The organism is Aureimonas sp. N4 (assembly GCF_001463925.1).
Taxonomy (GTDB): domain Bacteria; phylum Pseudomonadota; class Alphaproteobacteria; order Rhizobiales; family Rhizobiaceae; genus Aureimonas; species Aureimonas ureilytica_A.
This window is the reverse complement of record NZ_BBWS01000010.1, coordinates 20,970-36,929: the sequence shown is the minus strand read 5'-3', so window position 1 is coordinate 36,929 and position 15,960 is coordinate 20,970. Positions and strand designations below refer to the sequence as shown.

At 64.8% G+C, this 15,960-nt stretch carries 14 protein-coding genes; 4 read left to right on the top strand and 10 right to left on the bottom strand.

Going from position 1 to position 15,960, the window contains the following annotated elements; all coding sequences use genetic code 11:
• Positions 1-81 precede the first annotated feature (81 nt).
• Positions 82-618 (bottom strand): polysaccharide biosynthesis/export family protein, encoded by a 537-nt coding sequence (locus AUL28_RS03560; protein ID WP_374700725.1) that lies wholly within the window; start codon positions 616-618, stop codon positions 82-84.
• A 209-nt stretch (positions 619-827) separates the two neighbouring features.
• Between AUL28_RS03560 and AUL28_RS03555 the strand changes: the two genes are divergently transcribed.
• On the top strand, positions 828-2,726 hold the full coding sequence (locus AUL28_RS03555; RefSeq protein ID WP_062230689.1) for a hypothetical protein: 1,899 nt from the start codon (positions 828-830) through the stop codon (positions 2,724-2,726).
• Between the two features lie 33 nt (positions 2,727-2,759).
• Here the strand turns inward: AUL28_RS03555 and AUL28_RS03550 are convergent, their stop codons facing one another.
• Positions 2,760-2,969, bottom strand: coding sequence for a DUF2842 domain-containing protein (locus AUL28_RS03550; protein ID WP_058598961.1), 210 nt, complete (start codon positions 2,967-2,969; stop codon positions 2,760-2,762).
• A gap of 195 nt (positions 2,970-3,164) precedes the next feature.
• Between AUL28_RS03550 and AUL28_RS03545 the strand changes: the two genes are divergently transcribed.
• A complete protein-coding gene (locus tag AUL28_RS03545; RefSeq protein WP_062230688.1) occupies positions 3,165-4,250 on the top strand; it encodes a COX15/CtaA family protein in 1,086 nt (361 codons plus the stop codon).
• A gap of 4 nt (positions 4,251-4,254) precedes the next feature.
• Here the strand turns inward: AUL28_RS03545 and argC are convergent, their stop codons facing one another.
• The 4 genes from argC to rplM all read right to left on the bottom strand — a co-directional run bounded on the left by argC (position 4,255) and on the right by rplM (position 7,323).
• Positions 4,255-5,184 carry an N-acetyl-gamma-glutamyl-phosphate reductase gene (gene argC, locus AUL28_RS03540; protein ID WP_062230687.1) on the bottom strand — a complete coding sequence of 310 codons (930 nt, stop codon included), beginning with the start codon at positions 5,182-5,184 and terminating at the stop codon, positions 4,255-4,257.
• Positions 5,185-5,230: 46 nt separating this feature from the next.
• Positions 5,231-6,196: an agmatinase gene (gene speB / locus AUL28_RS03535; protein WP_062230686.1), complete on the bottom strand. Its 966-nt coding sequence runs from the start codon at positions 6,194-6,196 to the stop codon at positions 5,231-5,233.
• A 189-nt stretch (positions 6,197-6,385) separates the two neighbouring features.
• Positions 6,386-6,859, bottom strand: coding sequence for a 30S ribosomal protein S9 (gene rpsI, locus AUL28_RS03530; protein WP_058598957.1), 474 nt, complete (start codon positions 6,857-6,859; stop codon positions 6,386-6,388).
• Positions 6,859-7,323, bottom strand: a complete 465-nt coding sequence (gene rplM, locus AUL28_RS03525; protein WP_058598956.1) for a 50S ribosomal protein L13 — start codon at positions 7,321-7,323, stop codon at positions 6,859-6,861. The genes rpsI and rplM overlap by 1 nt, the downstream gene beginning before the upstream one ends.
• 316 nt (positions 7,324-7,639) lie before the next feature.
• Here rplM and AUL28_RS03520 point away from each other — a divergent pair, with 316 nt between their 5' ends.
• Complete coding sequence (locus tag AUL28_RS03520) at positions 7,640-7,981, top strand: cupin domain-containing protein (RefSeq protein ID WP_062230685.1); 342 nt, start codon at positions 7,640-7,642, stop codon at positions 7,979-7,981.
• Between the two features lie 9 nt (positions 7,982-7,990).
• On the opposite strand, the gene AUL28_RS03515 is transcribed toward AUL28_RS03520, so the two are convergent.
• The 4 genes from AUL28_RS03515 to AUL28_RS03500 form a co-directional block, all read right to left on the bottom strand.
• Positions 7,991-9,247, bottom strand: coding sequence for a cytochrome P450 (locus tag AUL28_RS03515; protein ID WP_082640227.1), 1,257 nt, complete (start codon positions 9,245-9,247; stop codon positions 7,991-7,993).
• A 138-nt stretch (positions 9,248-9,385) separates the two neighbouring features.
• The gene (locus tag AUL28_RS03510) at positions 9,386-10,426 is read right to left on the bottom strand and encodes an SOUL family heme-binding protein (protein WP_062230684.1); all 1,041 of its coding nucleotides are present in this window, start codon (positions 10,424-10,426) and stop codon (positions 9,386-9,388) included.
• A 320-nt stretch (positions 10,427-10,746) separates the two neighbouring features.
• Positions 10,747-11,622, bottom strand: a complete 876-nt coding sequence (locus AUL28_RS03505) for a metallophosphoesterase family protein (RefSeq protein ID WP_062230683.1) — start codon at positions 11,620-11,622, stop codon at positions 10,747-10,749.
• Complete coding sequence (locus AUL28_RS03500) at positions 11,619-14,930, bottom strand: transcription-repair coupling factor (protein ID WP_062230682.1); 3,312 nt, start codon at positions 14,928-14,930, stop codon at positions 11,619-11,621. The genes AUL28_RS03505 and AUL28_RS03500 overlap by 4 nt, the downstream gene beginning before the upstream one ends.
• A gap of 36 nt (positions 14,931-14,966) precedes the next feature.
• Here AUL28_RS03500 and AUL28_RS03495 point away from each other — a divergent pair, with 36 nt between their 5' ends.
• On the top strand, positions 14,967-15,944 hold the full coding sequence (locus AUL28_RS03495; RefSeq protein WP_244493403.1) for a polyphosphate kinase 2 family protein: 978 nt from the start codon (positions 14,967-14,969) through the stop codon (positions 15,942-15,944).
• Positions 15,945-15,960: the final 16 nt, after the last annotated feature.

Below are 15,960 nucleotides of genomic sequence, written 5' to 3'. Positions count from 1 at the left end.
CTTGAAGGAGCGAATGAACCGTCCGGCTGACGTCAGATCTAGCGGTCAAAGGCTAAAGGAGTTTGAGCCGACGCGCCGAAATCAAAATAGCCTTTCGCGAACGGAAATCGTGTCACCGGGAATGATCGGATCGGAGATCAACACGCGCCCTGTGATGACCTGACCATTGACCTGCCGCGTGATGTCCACCGTGCGCTGGTCGGCGCGCGAGGAGAAGCCGCCGGCAATGGCGATGGCGTTCTGGGCCGTCATGCCCGGAACATAGGAGTATTGGCCGCCGCTCGCGACTTCGCCCATGATGAAGAAGGGGCGATATTGCTCGACCTGAACCGAGACATCGGGCGAGCGCAGATAGCCGTTCCGAAGCGCCGCCGTGATCGCGGCCTGCACCTGTTCGGTCGTTTTGCCGCGCGCGGGCACCGCCCCGACCAGCGGTAGCGACAGATAGCCGGACTTATCCACAGCATAGATGTTGGACAGGTTGTCCTGCTCGAACACCGTCACGCGGATTCGATCGCCCGCGTCGAGCTTGTAGGGTTGGTTCAAAACCGCATGAAACGCAGGGGCGGGCGGTTTCGCCGTCACGCAGCCCGACAGCAGCGCTCCGATCAATACCATCGTCACGAAGCCGGCGCGCATGGGTCTCACTCCAGAAAAGCGTCAAATCGCGTGTCGGGCGACTCGCCCGCGCCAACATTCTCGAATTAGGGTTAACCGTACGTAAACTCACGTGCATATTGTCCGCGAATTTCAACCTTCTATCCTCGAACTCGATGACGGATACGAGAATCGATCCAAGGGGCGGCGTGCGACAGGAAGGGCAAACCATGCCGGCGATCTGGCCGCAGCGGGGACAGGACGATCTAAAGGGGCCGCGCGACGTCGCGCGGCGCCTTGGGATCGTCGGTGCGTCCACGGTCCTGTCCGGCGCGATCGCCGCTTTCGCCGTTTCGCTCGTACCCCCCGTGCACCGGGCCCGGATCGAGCTTTCCGCCGATGGCGCGCCTCTGCCATCCTGGACCAATGCCGAAATTCACGATCTGATCCGCCATGAGACCCGTGCGGACGAGGCAGAGGCGGACGAGGTCGTCTCCCTCAACGACCTTCTGAACCGGAGTTCGGGGCCGCTCGAAGGCAGCGTCAGCCGGCGCGCGGGCGTGACATCCCTGTCGAGTTCGAGGAGCGTGGTCTGGGCCGATGCCGGAAGCGCCGCTCTTGCCGAAAAGCGTGTTCGCCTGATCGTCGCCGATCTCCTGGCCCGTGTGCCGAGCCCGGCCAAGCGTCTGGCGGCGGCGGATGGAAGAGCGGGCGCGCCGCAAAGCGCGAACGACGCGGCGCCCGATCCGGCCCAAAACTCGGCTCAAGATCCGGCGTTGAAGGATTTAGAAGCGCGCATGGCGGATGCCGAGCGTCGATTGGCGGATTTCGACGCGGTGATCAGCGCCTCGCCCGCACCGGCAGCCGCCGAGGGTCAGGAAATCGCCGCGCGAGCCTTGCTGGAGCAGCGGCAGGCGGACCTCGATGCGGCTATCGTTGCGGTCGAGAAGGGCGAGGAGGGGGATGCCCCTTCGAACCTCTGGCAAGGGTGGGATACTTGGCGGCGACTCGTGGCCGAGACTCGAACGCTCAAGCCCAAGGCTGACGAACTCGCGGCACAGTTCGACGAGTCCCATCCGCGTGTGCAGATGGTGCGTCTGCGCCTGCGCCAGCTGACCGCGGATATCGAGCAGCAGCGTGAAACGCTGCTCGCCGATCTGCGGGCGGAACGCGCGGCCAACGGAGCGGCTCTGCGCGCCCTGACACCCAGCGCCTCCGCTTCGGCCGATCCCGATTCCCGGATGCGGGCCAGAGACACCCTGAGGGCCGATCTGACAGCCGCGCGAGCGGATCTGGCCGCGTGGCGTGCCAAGCGGGGATCGGAGGAGGCCGCCTCACCCGATGCGCAAGCAACAGCGGCCAAGCCCCTGATCGCGCAGACGCAACTCCCGCCAACACAGCGCTCGCTTTCGCTTTGGCCGGGCGCGCTTGCCGGGAGCGTCGCGGGCTTTCTCGGATCCTCATTCTTTCTCGCCCTGTCGCGTTCCTTGCGGCGCAAGGAGGAGATCGAGGCCGGGCCGATCTTGCCGGCCGTGTCCTTCACAAGTGAAGCCCCGAGCCGGCCGGAAGTCGCGATGATCGACGATGTGATCGAGGCGCTGCGGGCGAGCGAGTTGTCCCGCGCCATCGTGGTGGCGGCCGGCGAGGGCGATGGGCGACCGCTCAGCGTCGATCTGGCGCGCCGACTTGCGCTGCGGGGCCGCTCCGTGCTGCTGGTCGATTTGTCGAAAACACAGGACGCCGCACGCGCCATGGGACTGGCTCCCAGCGAGCCCGGGCTCATCGACCTCGTGCGCGGCGACGCGAATTTTTCCGAGATTGCCCGGCGTGATTTCGCCACCGGCGCGGACATCGTGGCCGCCGGTCGCAGCCTCCAGGGTGAGGACGACACGGGGCGCTGGAGCGAACGCCGCCATGCGCTCGACTTCATGGAGCGCAGCTACGAAACGCTGCTGATCGACGCCGGGCGGGTCGATACGACGCGTCTCAAGACCATGATCGACGCAGAGGCCGCGCTGCTCGTGTCGGTCGAGGGGTGCTCGTCAAGCGAAACCGACGCGGCCGTCGGAACGCTGGCGGAAAGCGGCTTCGCCGATATGATCCTGGTGCGGGACCGGCAAAGCGCTTGACGCCGATGTCGGCGTGGGTGTCGCCGCGACGCTTCAGGAACGCCGCGCGCCTTCCATCCATTTGATCACGAACATGGCCGGCACAACCCAGAGGATGCCGGTCGCGAAGAAGTACAGCAAATGGATGTAAGCCGCTGACTCCGCCAGATAAAGAGTGGCATAGGCCGTCGCCACCACGGCATAGACCGCGACGAAGCCGACCAGCAGCAGCGTGCCGATGAGCTTCTTCAATCGGATGGGCATGGGAAACCTCCGGTTTGGGACGCAGACGTGATGGTGCCGCGACCCGATGACCCTTGCCAAGCGTGGCACATCGTACCAAACCTCGGGGCAGGGCCCATTTCGCAAACCCTTCGGGTCCGGTCCTAGATTGCCGATCCGATCGGCCGAAAACAAGGGGATGAAGCGGCTGAGTTCGCAAGCCGGTTCAAGACAGATATGACCCTATCGACCCATGCCCCCACCCTTGCCCGCGAAGCCGACGGCTGGGCACGCTCGCGCCGTCTCATTCGCTTCTGGCTCTATGGCGTCGCGGCGCTGATCCTTGCGCTGGTCGTCGTGGGCGGAGCCACGCGTCTGACCGAATCCGGCCTGTCGATCACGGAATGGAAGCCGATTCACGGTATCGTTCCGCCGCTCTCGCAGGCGCAGTGGCAAGAGGAATTCGATCTCTACCGTCAGATCCCGCAATATCAATTGCTCAACAAGGGCATGAGCTTGTCGGACTTCCAGACGATCTACTGGTGGGAATGGGCGCACCGGTTTCTGGCGCGCAGCGTCGGCTTCGCCTTCGCCCTTCCGCTGGCCTTCTTCTGGCTGACGGGGCGGATCGAGCCTTGGCTGAAGCCGCGCCTCGTCGGGCTTCTGGCGCTCGGCGGTGTTCAAGGAGGCATCGGTTGGTGGATGGTGGCCTCGGGTCTCGTGGAGCGCACCGAGGTCAGCCAGTATCGGCTGGCGGTTCATCTCACCATGGCCTGCATCATCTTCGCTTCGACCCTCTGGATCGCCAAGGGTCTATCGCCACAACGGATCGAAGCGCCCCCGACGGGCCATTCCGCCAAAGTCGGTGCGCTGCTGGTCGCGCTGGCCTTGCTCCAGATCTATCTCGGTGGCCTGGTGGCCGGTCTCAATGCCGGTCTCAGCTTCAACACTTGGCCGCTGATGGACGGGCAGATCGTGCCGGCCAATCTTCTCGCGATGTCACCGGCTTGGCGCAACTTCTTCGAGAATGTGATGACGGTGCAGTTCATGCATCGCTGTGGCGCCTATCTGCTTTTCACCGTCGCGCTGCTTCACGCCATTGCCGCGCGCCGCCTCGCGCCCGGCTCGCGCCATGCCAAGATGGCGACGCATCTCGCCGGTCTCGTCACTCTGCAGGCCGCGCTCGGGATCACCACGCTGCTCTTGCAGGTGCCGATCGGCTGGGCGCTTCTGCATCAGGCAGGCGCGCTCTTGGTGCTCGCCGGCGCTGTGTTCCATGCGCGGGAGCTGAAAGGGGCCTATCCCCTTCCAGCCGCTGCCTAACGGGTCAGCCCTGCAGCATCAGGTCCATGTTCTGGACGGCCGCGCCTGACGCACCCTTGCCGAGATTGTCGAGAAGGGCGACGAGATTGAAGCGCGCGCCGTCCTTCGAGCCGAAGACGAAGAGCTTCATGCGATCCGTGCCGGCGAGTTCGGTCGGGTCGATGCGCTTCAGCCCCGCCGTTTCCCCAGCGCTCGCCACGTCCACGATCGACTGGCCGGCATAGTGATCGGCCAGCGCCTCGCGCAGGCGCTCCGCGCTGGCGCCGTTCACAGCCTCGGCGTGGAACGGCACCTGAACGATCATGCCTTGCGCGAAGCGGCCGACCGAGGGCGCGAAGATCGGATCGCGGTCGAGCTTTCCAAAGACGCGCATTTCCGGCAGGTGCTTGTGGGCGAGGTCGAGCCCATAGAGGAAGTGCGGCGCGTCGATGTGATCGTCGCGGGTGGCATCCTCCATCTGCGCGATCATCTGCTTGCCGCCGCCCGTATAGCCCGACACGGCGTTGACGGTCACCGGCTGAGTCTCAGCCAGGAGGCCGGCATCGCGGAGCGGGCGCAGGAGCGCGATGGCACCCGTCGGGTAGCAGCCGGGATTGGCGACGAGCCGTGCCTTGGCGATAGCCTCGCCTTGGCCCTTGGCGAGTTCCGCAAACCCATAGGCCCAGTTCGGATCGACCCGGTGCGCGGTCGACGTGTCGATGACACGGGTCGAGGCATCGGGGCCGATGAGGGCCACGGCCTCGCGCGCCGCATCGTCCGGCAGACAGAGGATGGCGATGTCGGCGGCTTTCAGAAGCTCCTCGCGCAGCGAAGCGTTGCGCCGCTCGGCTTCGGGAATCGACAGAAGCTCCACGTCGCTCCGGTCGGCCATGCGGACGCGGATCTGGAGGCCGGTGGTTCCGTGTTCGCCGTCGATGAAAATGCGCGGTTTCATGAGCGTCGTGACCTGTCTGAGGGAAGGCGGGAAGGGATGAGGAGGCTCAGCGGCCGGCTTTTCGCGCGGCGAGAAGGCCGACCAGATACATGGCAACCGTCGAGCCTGCGATGGCTGTCATGTCGGCGTGATCATAGGGCGGCGAGACTTCCACCACATCGGCGCCGATAAGATTGAGCGCACCCAGCTTGTGCAGTACGGCTAGCATCTTGGCGCTCGATGGTCCGCCCGCGACGGGTGTTCCCGTGCCGGGCGCGAAGGCGACGTCGATGCAGTCGATGTCGAAGGTCAGGTAGCAGTTCCCGCCCGCCGTCTTCTCGATGATGCGCTGCGCGATCGCGGAGGACGACAGGTCCTCCAACTCGTGGCCATAGAGAATGTCGATGCCGCCGGTCTCGGGCGCGTGGGTGCGGATGCCGATCTGGATCGAGGTGGTCGGATCGATCAGCCCTTCGCGCAGCGCGGCCGAGACGAAGGAGCCATGATCGACGCGCGGCCGGCCATGGGTGTCGGTGGCCAGTTCCCATGTGTCCTGATGCGCGTCGAAATGCACGAGGCTGACCGGCCCGTGCTTGGCGGCATGGGCTTGAAGCAGCGGGAAGGTGATCGAATGATCGCCGCCCAAGGTCAGGAGAAAGCCGGTCTTCTCCAGAAGCGCGGCCGCCTGTTCGCGCATCGCCAGATGGGCGCGCTCGGGCAGGCGGTAGTCGAGAAGACAATCGCCGTAGTCCACGACATCCAGCGTTTCGAAAAAATCCTGCTGAAAGGGATATTGCGGGTCGTTGTCGAAAATGGCCGAAGCCCGCCGCAAAGCCTGCGGTCCGAAGCGCGCGCCCGGCCGGTTCGACACGGCCGAATCGAAGGGAATTCCCCAGACCGCCACATCCGAGCCCGCCACGTCCTTGGAAAAGCGCCGCCGCATGAAGGAGAGCGCGCCGGCATAGGTCGGGTCGCTGGCCGCGCCCAGCGGGCCGGCGGCGGTAAAGGCATGGTCGATCGACTTGCTGGCCATGGGAACCCCGTTTCGAATTGCCGCCAGACATAGGCCAAGAGGGCGACAGCTTGAAGTCAAAGACGGCTGTGCCGCTCGCAAAGAAAAAGGGCTCCGGTTTCCCGAAGCCCTTTCCCGTTGGTCCGTTCGAAGCTTGGCGCTTCGGTGAAGCGTTGCGCTTCGATGAAGCTTGGCGCTTGCGAGAAGCGATTAGCGCTTCGAGAACTGGAAGGAGCGGCGGGCCTTGGCCTTGCCGTACTTCTTACGCTCGACGGTACGCGAGTCGCGGGTCAGGAAGCCGCCCTTCTTGAGGATCGAGCGCAGGCCCGGCTCATAGTAGGTGAGGGCGCGCGAAATGCCGTGACGAACCGCACCGGCCTGGCCGGAGAGGCCGCCGCCGGCAACCGTCACGATGATGTCGAACTGGCCGTCGCGCGAAGCGGCGACGATCGGCTGACGGAGCACCATCTGGAGAACCGGACGCGCGAAATAGTCCGCGAAGTCCTTCTCGTTGACGGTGATCTTGCCCGAGCCGGGCTTGACCCAGACGCGAGCGACCGCGTCCTTGCGCTTGCCGGTGGCGTAGGCGCGACCGTTCGAGTCGAGCTTCTGGACGTGAACGGGAGCAGCCGCTTCCGTGACGCCAGCGCCGGCGAGGCCCTGCAGCGAGTTCAGGTCGGCCATTATGCAGCCCTCGAGTTCTTGGAGTTCAGCACCTTGACGTCGAGCGTCTCGGGCGACTGGGCTTCATGCGGGTGCGCGGCACCGGCATAGACGCGCAGGTTCTTGAGCTGGCGACGGCCGAGCGGGCCGCGCGGCAGCATGCGCTCGACGGCCTTCTCGAGCACGCGCTCGGGGAAGCGGCCTTCGAGGATCTGGCGAGCCTTGCGCTCCTTGATGCCGCCGGCATAACCGGTGTGCCAGTAGTACGTCTTGTCCTCGTACTTCTTACCCGTGAACACGACCTTGTCGGCGTTCACGATGATGACGTTGTCGCCATCATCGACATGGGGCGTGAAGGAAGGCTTATGCTTGCCGCGGAGGCGAAGCGCCACGAGGGAGGCGAGACGGCCGACAACGAGCCCTTCGGCGTCGATGACGATCCACTTCTTCACCACCGTCTCGGACTTCTGCGAGAAGGTCTTCATGAAAATACCCTTTGGGTCAGTCGCGCGTCAGCCGCGAAACCAATCCCGGCCATACGAAAAGGGCGGCTCGCGCCGCTCTTGATGACGGTTCCATAACGAAGGCGTAGACGATTGGCAAGGGCGTCCGAAAGGACGGAGCCGTCGCGCAGCCTTTATAAGGATAACGAAAACAATAACTTATAAATACGGTATTAAAATACCCAAAAATAGGCCTCTTGATACCGCACTTGTGCAGGCGCTTTAATCGCCTCGAACCGCCCCCGGTCCTGCCGCATGTCAACCAGACTGATACAAGCTGACGCCCAAGGAGTTCCCCATGACAAGCTTTCTCGCCCTCGATCCCGAAGGGATCACCCCCGAGGAAAGCCGTCCTGCTGCCGAGAAGGTCACAATGGGCGATCCCATCCATCGAACCTGGAATCTCGAGAAGGCCGATGGACTCTATGCCGGGATTTGGGAATCCACGCCCGGCGAATGGCGGGTCGAATATATCGAATGGGAATATTGCGAAATCTTGTCAGGCGCCTCCGTGCTGATCGAGGAGGGCGGGGCGGAGCGCCGCGTGACGGCAGGGGACGCCTTTGTTCTGCGCCCAGGCTTCAAGGGGCGCTGGCGCGTCGAAGAGACGACGCGCAAACGCTATGTGATCCGGCTCTGACGACGGAGCTCAGAGCGTGACGTCGAGCCGCTCGACGCCGCGAAAGTGATAGCTGTCGCGAAAGCGCGGCGGCGAGGCGGGAGCAATCTTCGGATAGCGTCGGGCCAAGCCCCGGAAGGCGATCTTGAGTTCCAGTCGGGCGAGCGGAGCGCCGATGCAGAAATGGACGCCCGCCCCGAAGGAGACATGCGGAATGCGCGCGCGTCCGGCATCGAAACGTCCGGGCTCGGGAAACACCGCCGGATCGTGATTGGCCGCCGCCAGAAGCAGCGCGACTTCCTCGCCCCGCTTCAGGCCCCGATCTCCGATTTCGACATCGCGCAGGGCAAAGCGGCGGAAGAGATGAAGCGGCGTATCGAAGCGCAGCGCTTCCTCCACCGTGCGTTCCAGAAGCGTATCGTCTTCGCCCAGCGGGGCAAGCGGCACATGTTGCCGCGCGAGCGCCGCCAGCGCATTGCCGATCTGATGCACCGTCGCCTCATGGCCGGCGTTGAGAAGCAGGACGACGAGCGAGACGAGTTCCTCTTCCGTCAGCTTGCCGCTATCCGTCTCGGCCTCGATCAGCCCGGACAGGAGATCGTCCGTCGGCTTGCGGCGCTTTTCGCCGATCACCCGAAGGAGATAGTCGCGGAACTCGCGCGCGGCTGCGTTCGCCCGATGCTCGATCTCAGGCGTGCGGCCCATCTGATACATGGCGACCATCGCGTGCGACCAGCGCAGGAGATGGCCCGCATCCTCGCGCGGCACGCCGATCAACCCAGCGATGACGGCAACCGGTAGCGGTTCGGCAAAGGCCGAGACGATTTCGACCGGCGAGGAGGGATCGAAGCGATCGATCAGGTCTTCGACGATGGAGGTGATCTCGGGCGCGAGCGCTTCGATTCGTCGCGACACGAAGGCGCGGGTCAGGAGCGCGCGCAGCCGTGTATGGGCCGGGGCTTCCAGGTCGAGCAGCGAATGGTTCTCGAGCTCGTAGAAATGCGCGAGATGCTCTGGGATTTCGCCGCGCACCGGCCGCCCACTGCCGTCCTGCGACAGGACGCGTCCAAAATCGCGCGACTTCAGAATGCGCTCGACCAGAGGATGCGAGGCGACCGCGAGACAACCGGCCTCGTGCCAGAAGGCCACCGGCGCTTGGGCGTAAAGCGCCGCATAGGCCGGATAGGGATCGGCGAAAAAGGTGGGATCGCGCGGATCGAGATGAAAGGCGCGTCCGTCAGCGTCTATGCTCAGGGATTCAGGGAGTGGGGAGTCGGCATGGGTCATGCCACTTTGGTACGGCCCGAAGCCGGGGCGATGCAACAGCCCGGATGAACGCTCGGGTGACGCGAGACGCATTCAAGCGAAAGGCGCGGGCGGGGTGTTCCGCTCGCGCCTTCGAGACGTTCAGGACCGCTGATCGGATCAGCGTTCGACTTCGATCAGGATTTCGTTGCGGCGCATGAAGCCCGGCGTCCACGGCGCGTTGTAGAACGCGTAGATCGGGTCGCCCTTCTGCTTCAGGTTCTCGTCCGCCAGATAATTGTACAGCGTCATCAGCTTCTTGGATGCGGTGGACGCCGTGAAATTGCCGCTGAAACGGATCGCGACGATGCGCTTGGCATCGACTTCCTTGATCGCGACATCATGCGAGTTCGGCGTCGGCAGGCTCGCCTTGGTGTATTTCTTCGGCATGATGAAGCGCACGGCCCAGCCCTTGGTGCGCCCTTCGCTATCCGACAGCTGCTGAAGCACGGGCACGGTCATCGCGATCTTCTTGCCCGAGCGATTGTTGGCCGAGATGAAATCGTAGAGCGTCTCGAAGCCGCGACGGCGGGCCTTCTCGTGATAGCCGGTCTTCACCGTTTCGGCGACGATCATGGCGTCATAGTCGCGCACTTCGACATCGCCGTCCCGGCGCACGACCTCATAGTCGGGCTCTTCGGCATGATCGGCGATCTTTTTGGTGACGTAGACGGCCGCGCCGAGCGCGAGGATCGCGCCACCGGCGACCACCACCGCCGACGTGTTCGGACGCTCGCGAAAGAAATCGACGCCGCGCTGATAGCCGCGACCGCCATGGAAGCTGGCGCGCTGGCTGAAGAGCGAGGGAAGCGAGAAGGAGGACAGGTGATCGCGAGCATCGGACGCGCTGTCCGACAAGCGGCTGCGGGCATCCGCCGTGCCGTCCTCGATCGAGCGCTTGGCCTTGTAGAAGCCGGCCTTGGCATCGCTGGAGGAGGGGAGCGACCAGCCACTGAGAAAAGACGGCAGATAACGCGACGCACCATGATCGCCGTAGAGGCGCCCGACCTCATGCTCCACCGCGCGGCGAATGCGCTCGGCGCGCGAGGGGCGCAGGTGAAGGCGGTCCGCGACCTGGGTTTCGAGTTCTCCGATTCGATCTGCGATGTCGCTCAGGGCATCCGTCACGCGCTCGTAGGCCGAAGGCTTGTCGCGGAACATGGGGTTCTCCTCAACTTCGCTGGACTCGATCGCAGAAGGCGATCGCCAGTCAAAAACACGCCTGACGGACCGCGCCCGTCAGCGCTGCCATAACGTCACGCCTTGTCCTTGGTTGCGACGCGGTGTGAAAATGGGGAGAACATGTCTCGTGAAACATTCGTAAGGGTTATGGCAACCTTCTCCTGACTTAACCACTTAACAGGCATCGGGTTCTTTCATGGCTCGATACTCCAGCCAAACTGGGCGGCCTCGGCCGCCCTTTTTTGTGCCCTGCTATGAGCGCCCAGTCGCGGCGCATCCGCGGGGCATAGAAAGATCGCTCAGCCCTTATCGGAGAGGCTTTGGAATGCGAGGGTGAACACACCCGGCTGCAACGCATCGGGCCGAAACGGCAGGTCGTATCCGCGCTCCAGCACGACCGGGTCGACACGTTGGGCTTTCCCGCCATGCCGGGATTGCCAGAAGCGGATTTCCGATCGTGCGCCGTCGATTTCCAGCGCCGTCAACGTACCGCTGAAGAAAGCACCGGTGTCGAGCGAGATGCGGTTTTCGGTCACGTGAGGGCGGGCGGGAACCTGCGGCGTGTGCCCGTGGACGACGAGGCCGGGCAGAGGAGCGCGATGGCCTAGAAACGGCGCGCGAGTCCAGAGGCAAGTGCGGCGCGTCTGGCGTTCCAGCGACGCAGCCGGGTCGATGCCGGCGTGGACGAAGACGAACCCCTTCCACGTGGCGAGGAGAACGGCGCGGCCGAGCAGGTCGATGCAGACGGGGTGCTCGCGCAGGACGCTCTCTCGCGCCTCGCGCGGCCGCAGCGGGTCGGCCCCGAAGGAGCGCAGCGTCTCCTCCCCGCCCTGCATCAGCCAGAGATCGACTTCCTCCTCGAAATCGAGATCGGCCAGAAGGAAGCGATGAAACCAGTCATCGTGATTGCCGAGGCAGAACACGCTGTCCGGCCAGCGCGACAGGGCCTGATCCACCAGCGCCACGACCTCGCGGCTCGACGGGCCACGATCCACGACGTCGCCCAAAAAGACGAGCGCGCTGCGCCGCGTCGCACCCGTGCTCTGCTCGAATCGGGTGAGGAGCGCCGCAAGCTCGTCCACACGCCCATGCACGTCTCCGATCGCGAAGACATGCTCCACCTCGTCCGGGATCGCGTGAGGCCGGACGAAATCGGCCGAGACCCGCGCGCTCATTCTTCGGCCGGGTCCACCCTGTCCAGAAGATGGGTCGCCGCCTCGAATCTCTCGGCGACGGTTTGCGTCGCGATGGGATACACGAGCTTCATATCGGTCCACTTCCAATCCTTGGGGAGTTTGGCTGCCGCTGCGAGCTTGGCGTCGTCCTTTGTTCGGAACGTGGCCGCGATGCCTTTCGGACCGGCCGCCATTTTCTGGATGCCGAGTTCGGCGCAACGGACCCGCACTTCCGCCAGTTTCAGAAGCGTACGCGTGGCAGCGGGCGGCTTGCCGAAACGATCTTCGATGTCGGCGGCGAGTTCGTCGAGACCGGCGCGGTCATGCGCCCGGTCGATCTCGGCATAAAGATTGAGACGGGTTTCCTCGTCGGGCACGTACTCGGCCGGGATGCGTCCAGCGACGCCCAGCGCCACGTCGGGCCGCCATTCGTCCAGAACCGCGCCGCCATTCGCGACGGTCAACGCGCGGCCGAGCACATGCCGATAGAGCGCGAGGCCGACGAGCTGGAGATGGCCCGCCTGCTCCTCGCCCAGAAGCTCGCCCGCGCCGCGCATGTCGAGATCGCGCGCGCTGATTTCGAAGCCCGCGCCGAGGCGGTTCAGCGCTTCCAGAGTGCGAAGGCGGCGCTCGGTCTCTGGCGTCAGCGACCGACCGGGCTCGGTCAGGAGATAGGCGACGCCCCGCCGTGTGCCGCGTCCCACGCGCCCGCGAAGCTGGTGCAGTTGCGACAGGCCGAAGCGATCCGGGTGCCAGACGATCATCGTGTTGGCGGCCGGCACGTCCAATCCGCTCTCGATGATGTTGGTCGCGAGGAGAACGTCGCCATGCCCTTCGGTGAAGCGCAGCATCGTGTCGTCCACCTCCTCGGCCGGCAGCTTGCCGTGAACCACGGCCAAGGCGAGATCGGGCACGATCCGCGTCAGGCGCTCGCGCATGGGCTCGATATCCTCGACACGCGGGCAAACGACAAAGCTCTGGCCACCACGTCTGGTCTCGCGCTCCAAGGCTTCGCGCACGCGGTCATCCTCGAACGACGCCAGAACCGTTTGGATAGGCTGGCGCAGAACCGGCGGCGTCGCGACGATGCTGAGATCGTTCAACCCGACGAAGCTCGCCTGCAAAGTCCGCGGAATGGGCGTTGCCGTCAGCGTCAGAAGATGAGCGTCCTTTCCGAGGGAGCGCAGGGTTTCCTTCTGCTTGGCGCCGAAGCGCTGCTCCTCGTCGATCACCATCAGGCCAAGATCGGCGAAGCCGACGCCCTTGCCACCGACGGCATGGGTGCCGACCACGATACGGATCGAACCGTCCGCCAGCCCCGCCTTGACGCGGCGGGCTTCGGCGGGGGTCGAAAGCCGCGAGAGGTGGGCGACTTCGATGCCGAAGCCCGCAAACCGGCGTTGGACCGTGCGCATGTGCTGCTGCGCAAGAACGGTTGTCGGTGCGACGATGGCCACCTGACGGCCGCTGAAGGCGACGGCCGCTGCCGCCCGGAGGGCGACCTCCGTCTTGCCGAAGCCGACATCGCCGCAAACGAGGCGATCCATAGGCTTTCCGCTCGCGAGATCCTCCAGCACGGCATCCACCGCCGCTGCCTGATCGTTCGACAGTTCATGCGGGAAGCGGCCGCAGAAGCGCTCGAAATCGCGCCGGTCGGGCCGCAGGGCCTTGGTGCGGCGCTTGGCCTTGGCACGCGCCATCTCGACCAGCCCCTCGGCCGTCCGATGCACGTCCTGAAGCAGGCGATTGCGTCGCTCGATCCAGTTGCCGCCCTTGAGGCGGTCGAGTGTCACGCCTGTGCCTTGGCCGCCATAACGCCAGAGCGCACCGATCTCGCGTACCGGCACGAGCAGCGTGGCATTGTCGGCATAGCGCAGGCGAACCGCGTCCCGTTTGGTGCCGTCCTGCTCGACCTCCGTCAGCCCTTCCAGAAGGCCGATGCCGTGGTCGAGATGGACCAGCGCGTCGCCGAGCGAGAAGGTGGCATCGGCCGGTGCCAGAAGCGAAGAGGCCGAGTCCGCGCGCCGCGAGACCGCCGACGAGCCGCCGAGATCCTGCACGGTGACGACGACGGCCTTGTGGCCCGGCACCCTGAACCCATGCGCGACGGGAAGAACCAGTCCGAAGCCTGCGTCTTTCTTCTTGGACGCGAGCGCTGTCGCCCAATCCGCGTCGAGTTCGAGGCTGCGGCCGAGATTGCGGCGGAAGCGACGTGACCATTCCTTCAGAAGCCCCTGATCGGGCGCGGCGAGAATGACGGTCATGTTCTTGCTTTGGCTGCCGAGATAGTCGGCCAAAGCACGCCAGGGCGCGTCCATCTCGGCGAAACGCGGCAGCTCGAAGGACTCCTTGCCATCATGGATCGTCGCCAGAAGACGCGTGCCGACAAGCGTCTCCCATTCCTCACGCTGGAGGAACATGCGCTCCGGCTTGGGCGCGCGGCGCTTGCCTCGGCCGGCACCGGCTTCCTCGAAACCATTGGCGACTGTTTCGAAGAACGAGCCGACGCGAAGCTCCACCCCGTCTTCCAGAAGAACGCTGGCCTCGTCCACATAGTCGAACAGCGTGGCGAGCCCCGTTTCGTAATGCTGGCAGAGCCAGTGCTCTCGGCCGACGCTTTCGCCGGAGGGCGCAGGGGCCATACCGGGAACCTCGCTCGCGGGATCGACGATCAACATCTCGCTGGAGCCCAGCGTTCTCTGTGTGACCGGATCATAGGAGCGGATCGCGCTGACGATCCCGTCTTCATGCTCGATGCGGCAAGGCAGAGGCGCGGCGGCGGGGAAGAAGTCGATGACCCGGCCCCGGATCGCGGCCTCGCCCGGCTCGTCCACCCGGTCGTCGAAGACATAGCCGACACCGCGCAGATAGGATTCGACCTCGCCGATTTCGATCCGGTCGCCGACGCGAAACTCGCGATGCAGCCCATTCCAGATGGAGGCCGGGGGCACACGGCGCAGAAGAGCCTCGGCGGTGGTTAGCACGATCTCGGGCTTGTTGTCCGGGTTGGTCAGCCAGCGCAAGACGCCCATGCGCTGCCCCATGACCGAGCGGGACGGTGAGCTCCCGTCATAGGGCAGGCAGTCCCATGGCGGAAAGAACGCCAGCGAGCGGTCCGGGTCGAAGCCGGCGAGAATGGCCATCAGCTCTTTCGCACGGCGGACCGTCTGCGCGACATAGACGATCGGGCGGCCCTTCGCTTCTGCCACTCGCTCGCGAATGAGACTCGCGGTCGCGCCCAAGGGGTGAAGCGGCACCAGCGCATCGACATTCGAGGCCTGCGTTTCGATCGTCACGGATTGCAGCATGGGGTCTTTCGAAGCCTCGCCCAAGATCGGGCTTGCATGAGAAACGTGCGATCGGCCGCAACGATCCAAACCTATGGTTGGCTATGGTTCGAGCAGCGGCTTGCGCTCTTTGAGGTGTCGCCACTGGTCGGTCGAGGCCCGGCCGATAGCTATGGCGGGACGTTCGAGACAGGAGACGAGTTTTCCATGGCGCATCACGAGGACACGACCCATGCAGGCCACCGGCCGCTCGACAGGCTCGACGTGGGAGCCAAGCTCGACAAGGCGTTCTACGAGGACCGCCTCAAGGCCATTCAGCTGAAATTTCAGGAAATCCAGCAGGCCTATCTCCACACGGGCGATAGCGCCGTGGTGGTGTTCGAGGGATGGGACGCGGCCGGCAAGGGCGGCGCGATCCGGCGCATGTCGGCCGTGATGGACCCGCGCGGCTTCAAGGTCTGGCCCATTGCCGCGCCGACGCCGCAGGACCTGCAGCATCATTATCTCTCGCGCTTCTGGGCGAGGCTTCCGGCTACGGGAGAAATCTGCGTCTTCGACCGCTCCTGGTACGGCCGCGTTCTGGTGGAACGAGTTGAGGGCTTCGCCAAGCCGGCGGAATGGGGGCGCGCCTATGGGGAAATCAACGAGTTCGAGCGCCTCCTGACCGACGCGGGAACGCGCATCGTCAAGATTTTCCTGTTCATTGATGCCGAGGAGCAGATGAGACGGTTCGAGGATAGGATGAACGATCCGCTGAAACGCTGGAAGCTCTCCTACGAGGATTTTCGCAACCGCGACAAATGGTCGGAATACGAGGACGCCGCGAACGAAATGCTGGAGCGAACCTCCAGCCATTGCGCGCCCTGGCTCGTGGTGCCCGCCAATGACAAGCGCCATGCGCGCATCGAGGCGCTGGGCATGATCGCCGACCGCCTGTCGGCCGGCGTCGACCTCTCGCCCAAGCCTGCCGACCCGAAGCTCGTCGAGCAATATGAGCGCATGGTGAAGGACGAGAAGAAAAAGCGAAAGACCTAAGCCTTCCGCATCGAAA

Coding starts and splice junctions, on each gene's coding strand:
- AUL28_RS03515 (WP_082640227.1), bottom strand. CDS start 9,247: ATGACCCATGCCGACTCCCCACTCCCTGAATCCCTGAGCATAGACGCT.
- rpsI (WP_058598957.1), bottom strand. CDS start 6,859: ATGGCCGACCTGAACTCGCTGCAGGGCCTCGCCGGCGCTGGCGTCACG.
- AUL28_RS03505 (WP_062230683.1), bottom strand. CDS start 11,622: ATGAGCGCGCGGGTCTCGGCCGATTTCGTCCGGCCTCACGCGATCCCG.
- AUL28_RS03560 (WP_374700725.1), bottom strand. CDS start 618: ATGGTATTGATCGGAGCGCTGCTGTCGGGCTGCGTGACGGCGAAACCG.
- AUL28_RS03510 (WP_062230684.1), bottom strand. CDS start 10,426: ATGTTCCGCGACAAGCCTTCGGCCTACGAGCGCGTGACGGATGCCCTG.
- AUL28_RS03495 (WP_244493403.1), top strand. CDS start 14,967: ATGAGAAACGTGCGATCGGCCGCAACGATCCAAACCTATGGTTGGCTA.
- argC (WP_062230687.1), bottom strand. CDS start 5,184: ATGAAACCGCGCATTTTCATCGACGGCGAACACGGAACCACCGGCCTC.
- AUL28_RS03500 (WP_062230682.1), bottom strand. CDS start 14,930: ATGCTGCAATCCGTGACGATCGAAACGCAGGCCTCGAATGTCGATGCG.
- AUL28_RS03520 (WP_062230685.1), top strand. CDS start 7,640: ATGACAAGCTTTCTCGCCCTCGATCCCGAAGGGATCACCCCCGAGGAA.
- AUL28_RS03545 (WP_062230688.1), top strand. CDS start 3,165: ATGACCCTATCGACCCATGCCCCCACCCTTGCCCGCGAAGCCGACGGC.
- AUL28_RS03550 (WP_058598961.1), bottom strand. CDS start 2,969: ATGCCCATCCGATTGAAGAAGCTCATCGGCACGCTGCTGCTGGTCGGC.
- rplM (WP_058598956.1), bottom strand. CDS start 7,323: ATGAAGACCTTCTCGCAGAAGTCCGAGACGGTGGTGAAGAAGTGGATC.
- AUL28_RS03555 (WP_062230689.1), top strand. CDS start 828: ATGCCGGCGATCTGGCCGCAGCGGGGACAGGACGATCTAAAGGGGCCG.
- speB (WP_062230686.1), bottom strand. CDS start 6,196: ATGGCCAGCAAGTCGATCGACCATGCCTTTACCGCCGCCGGCCCGCTG.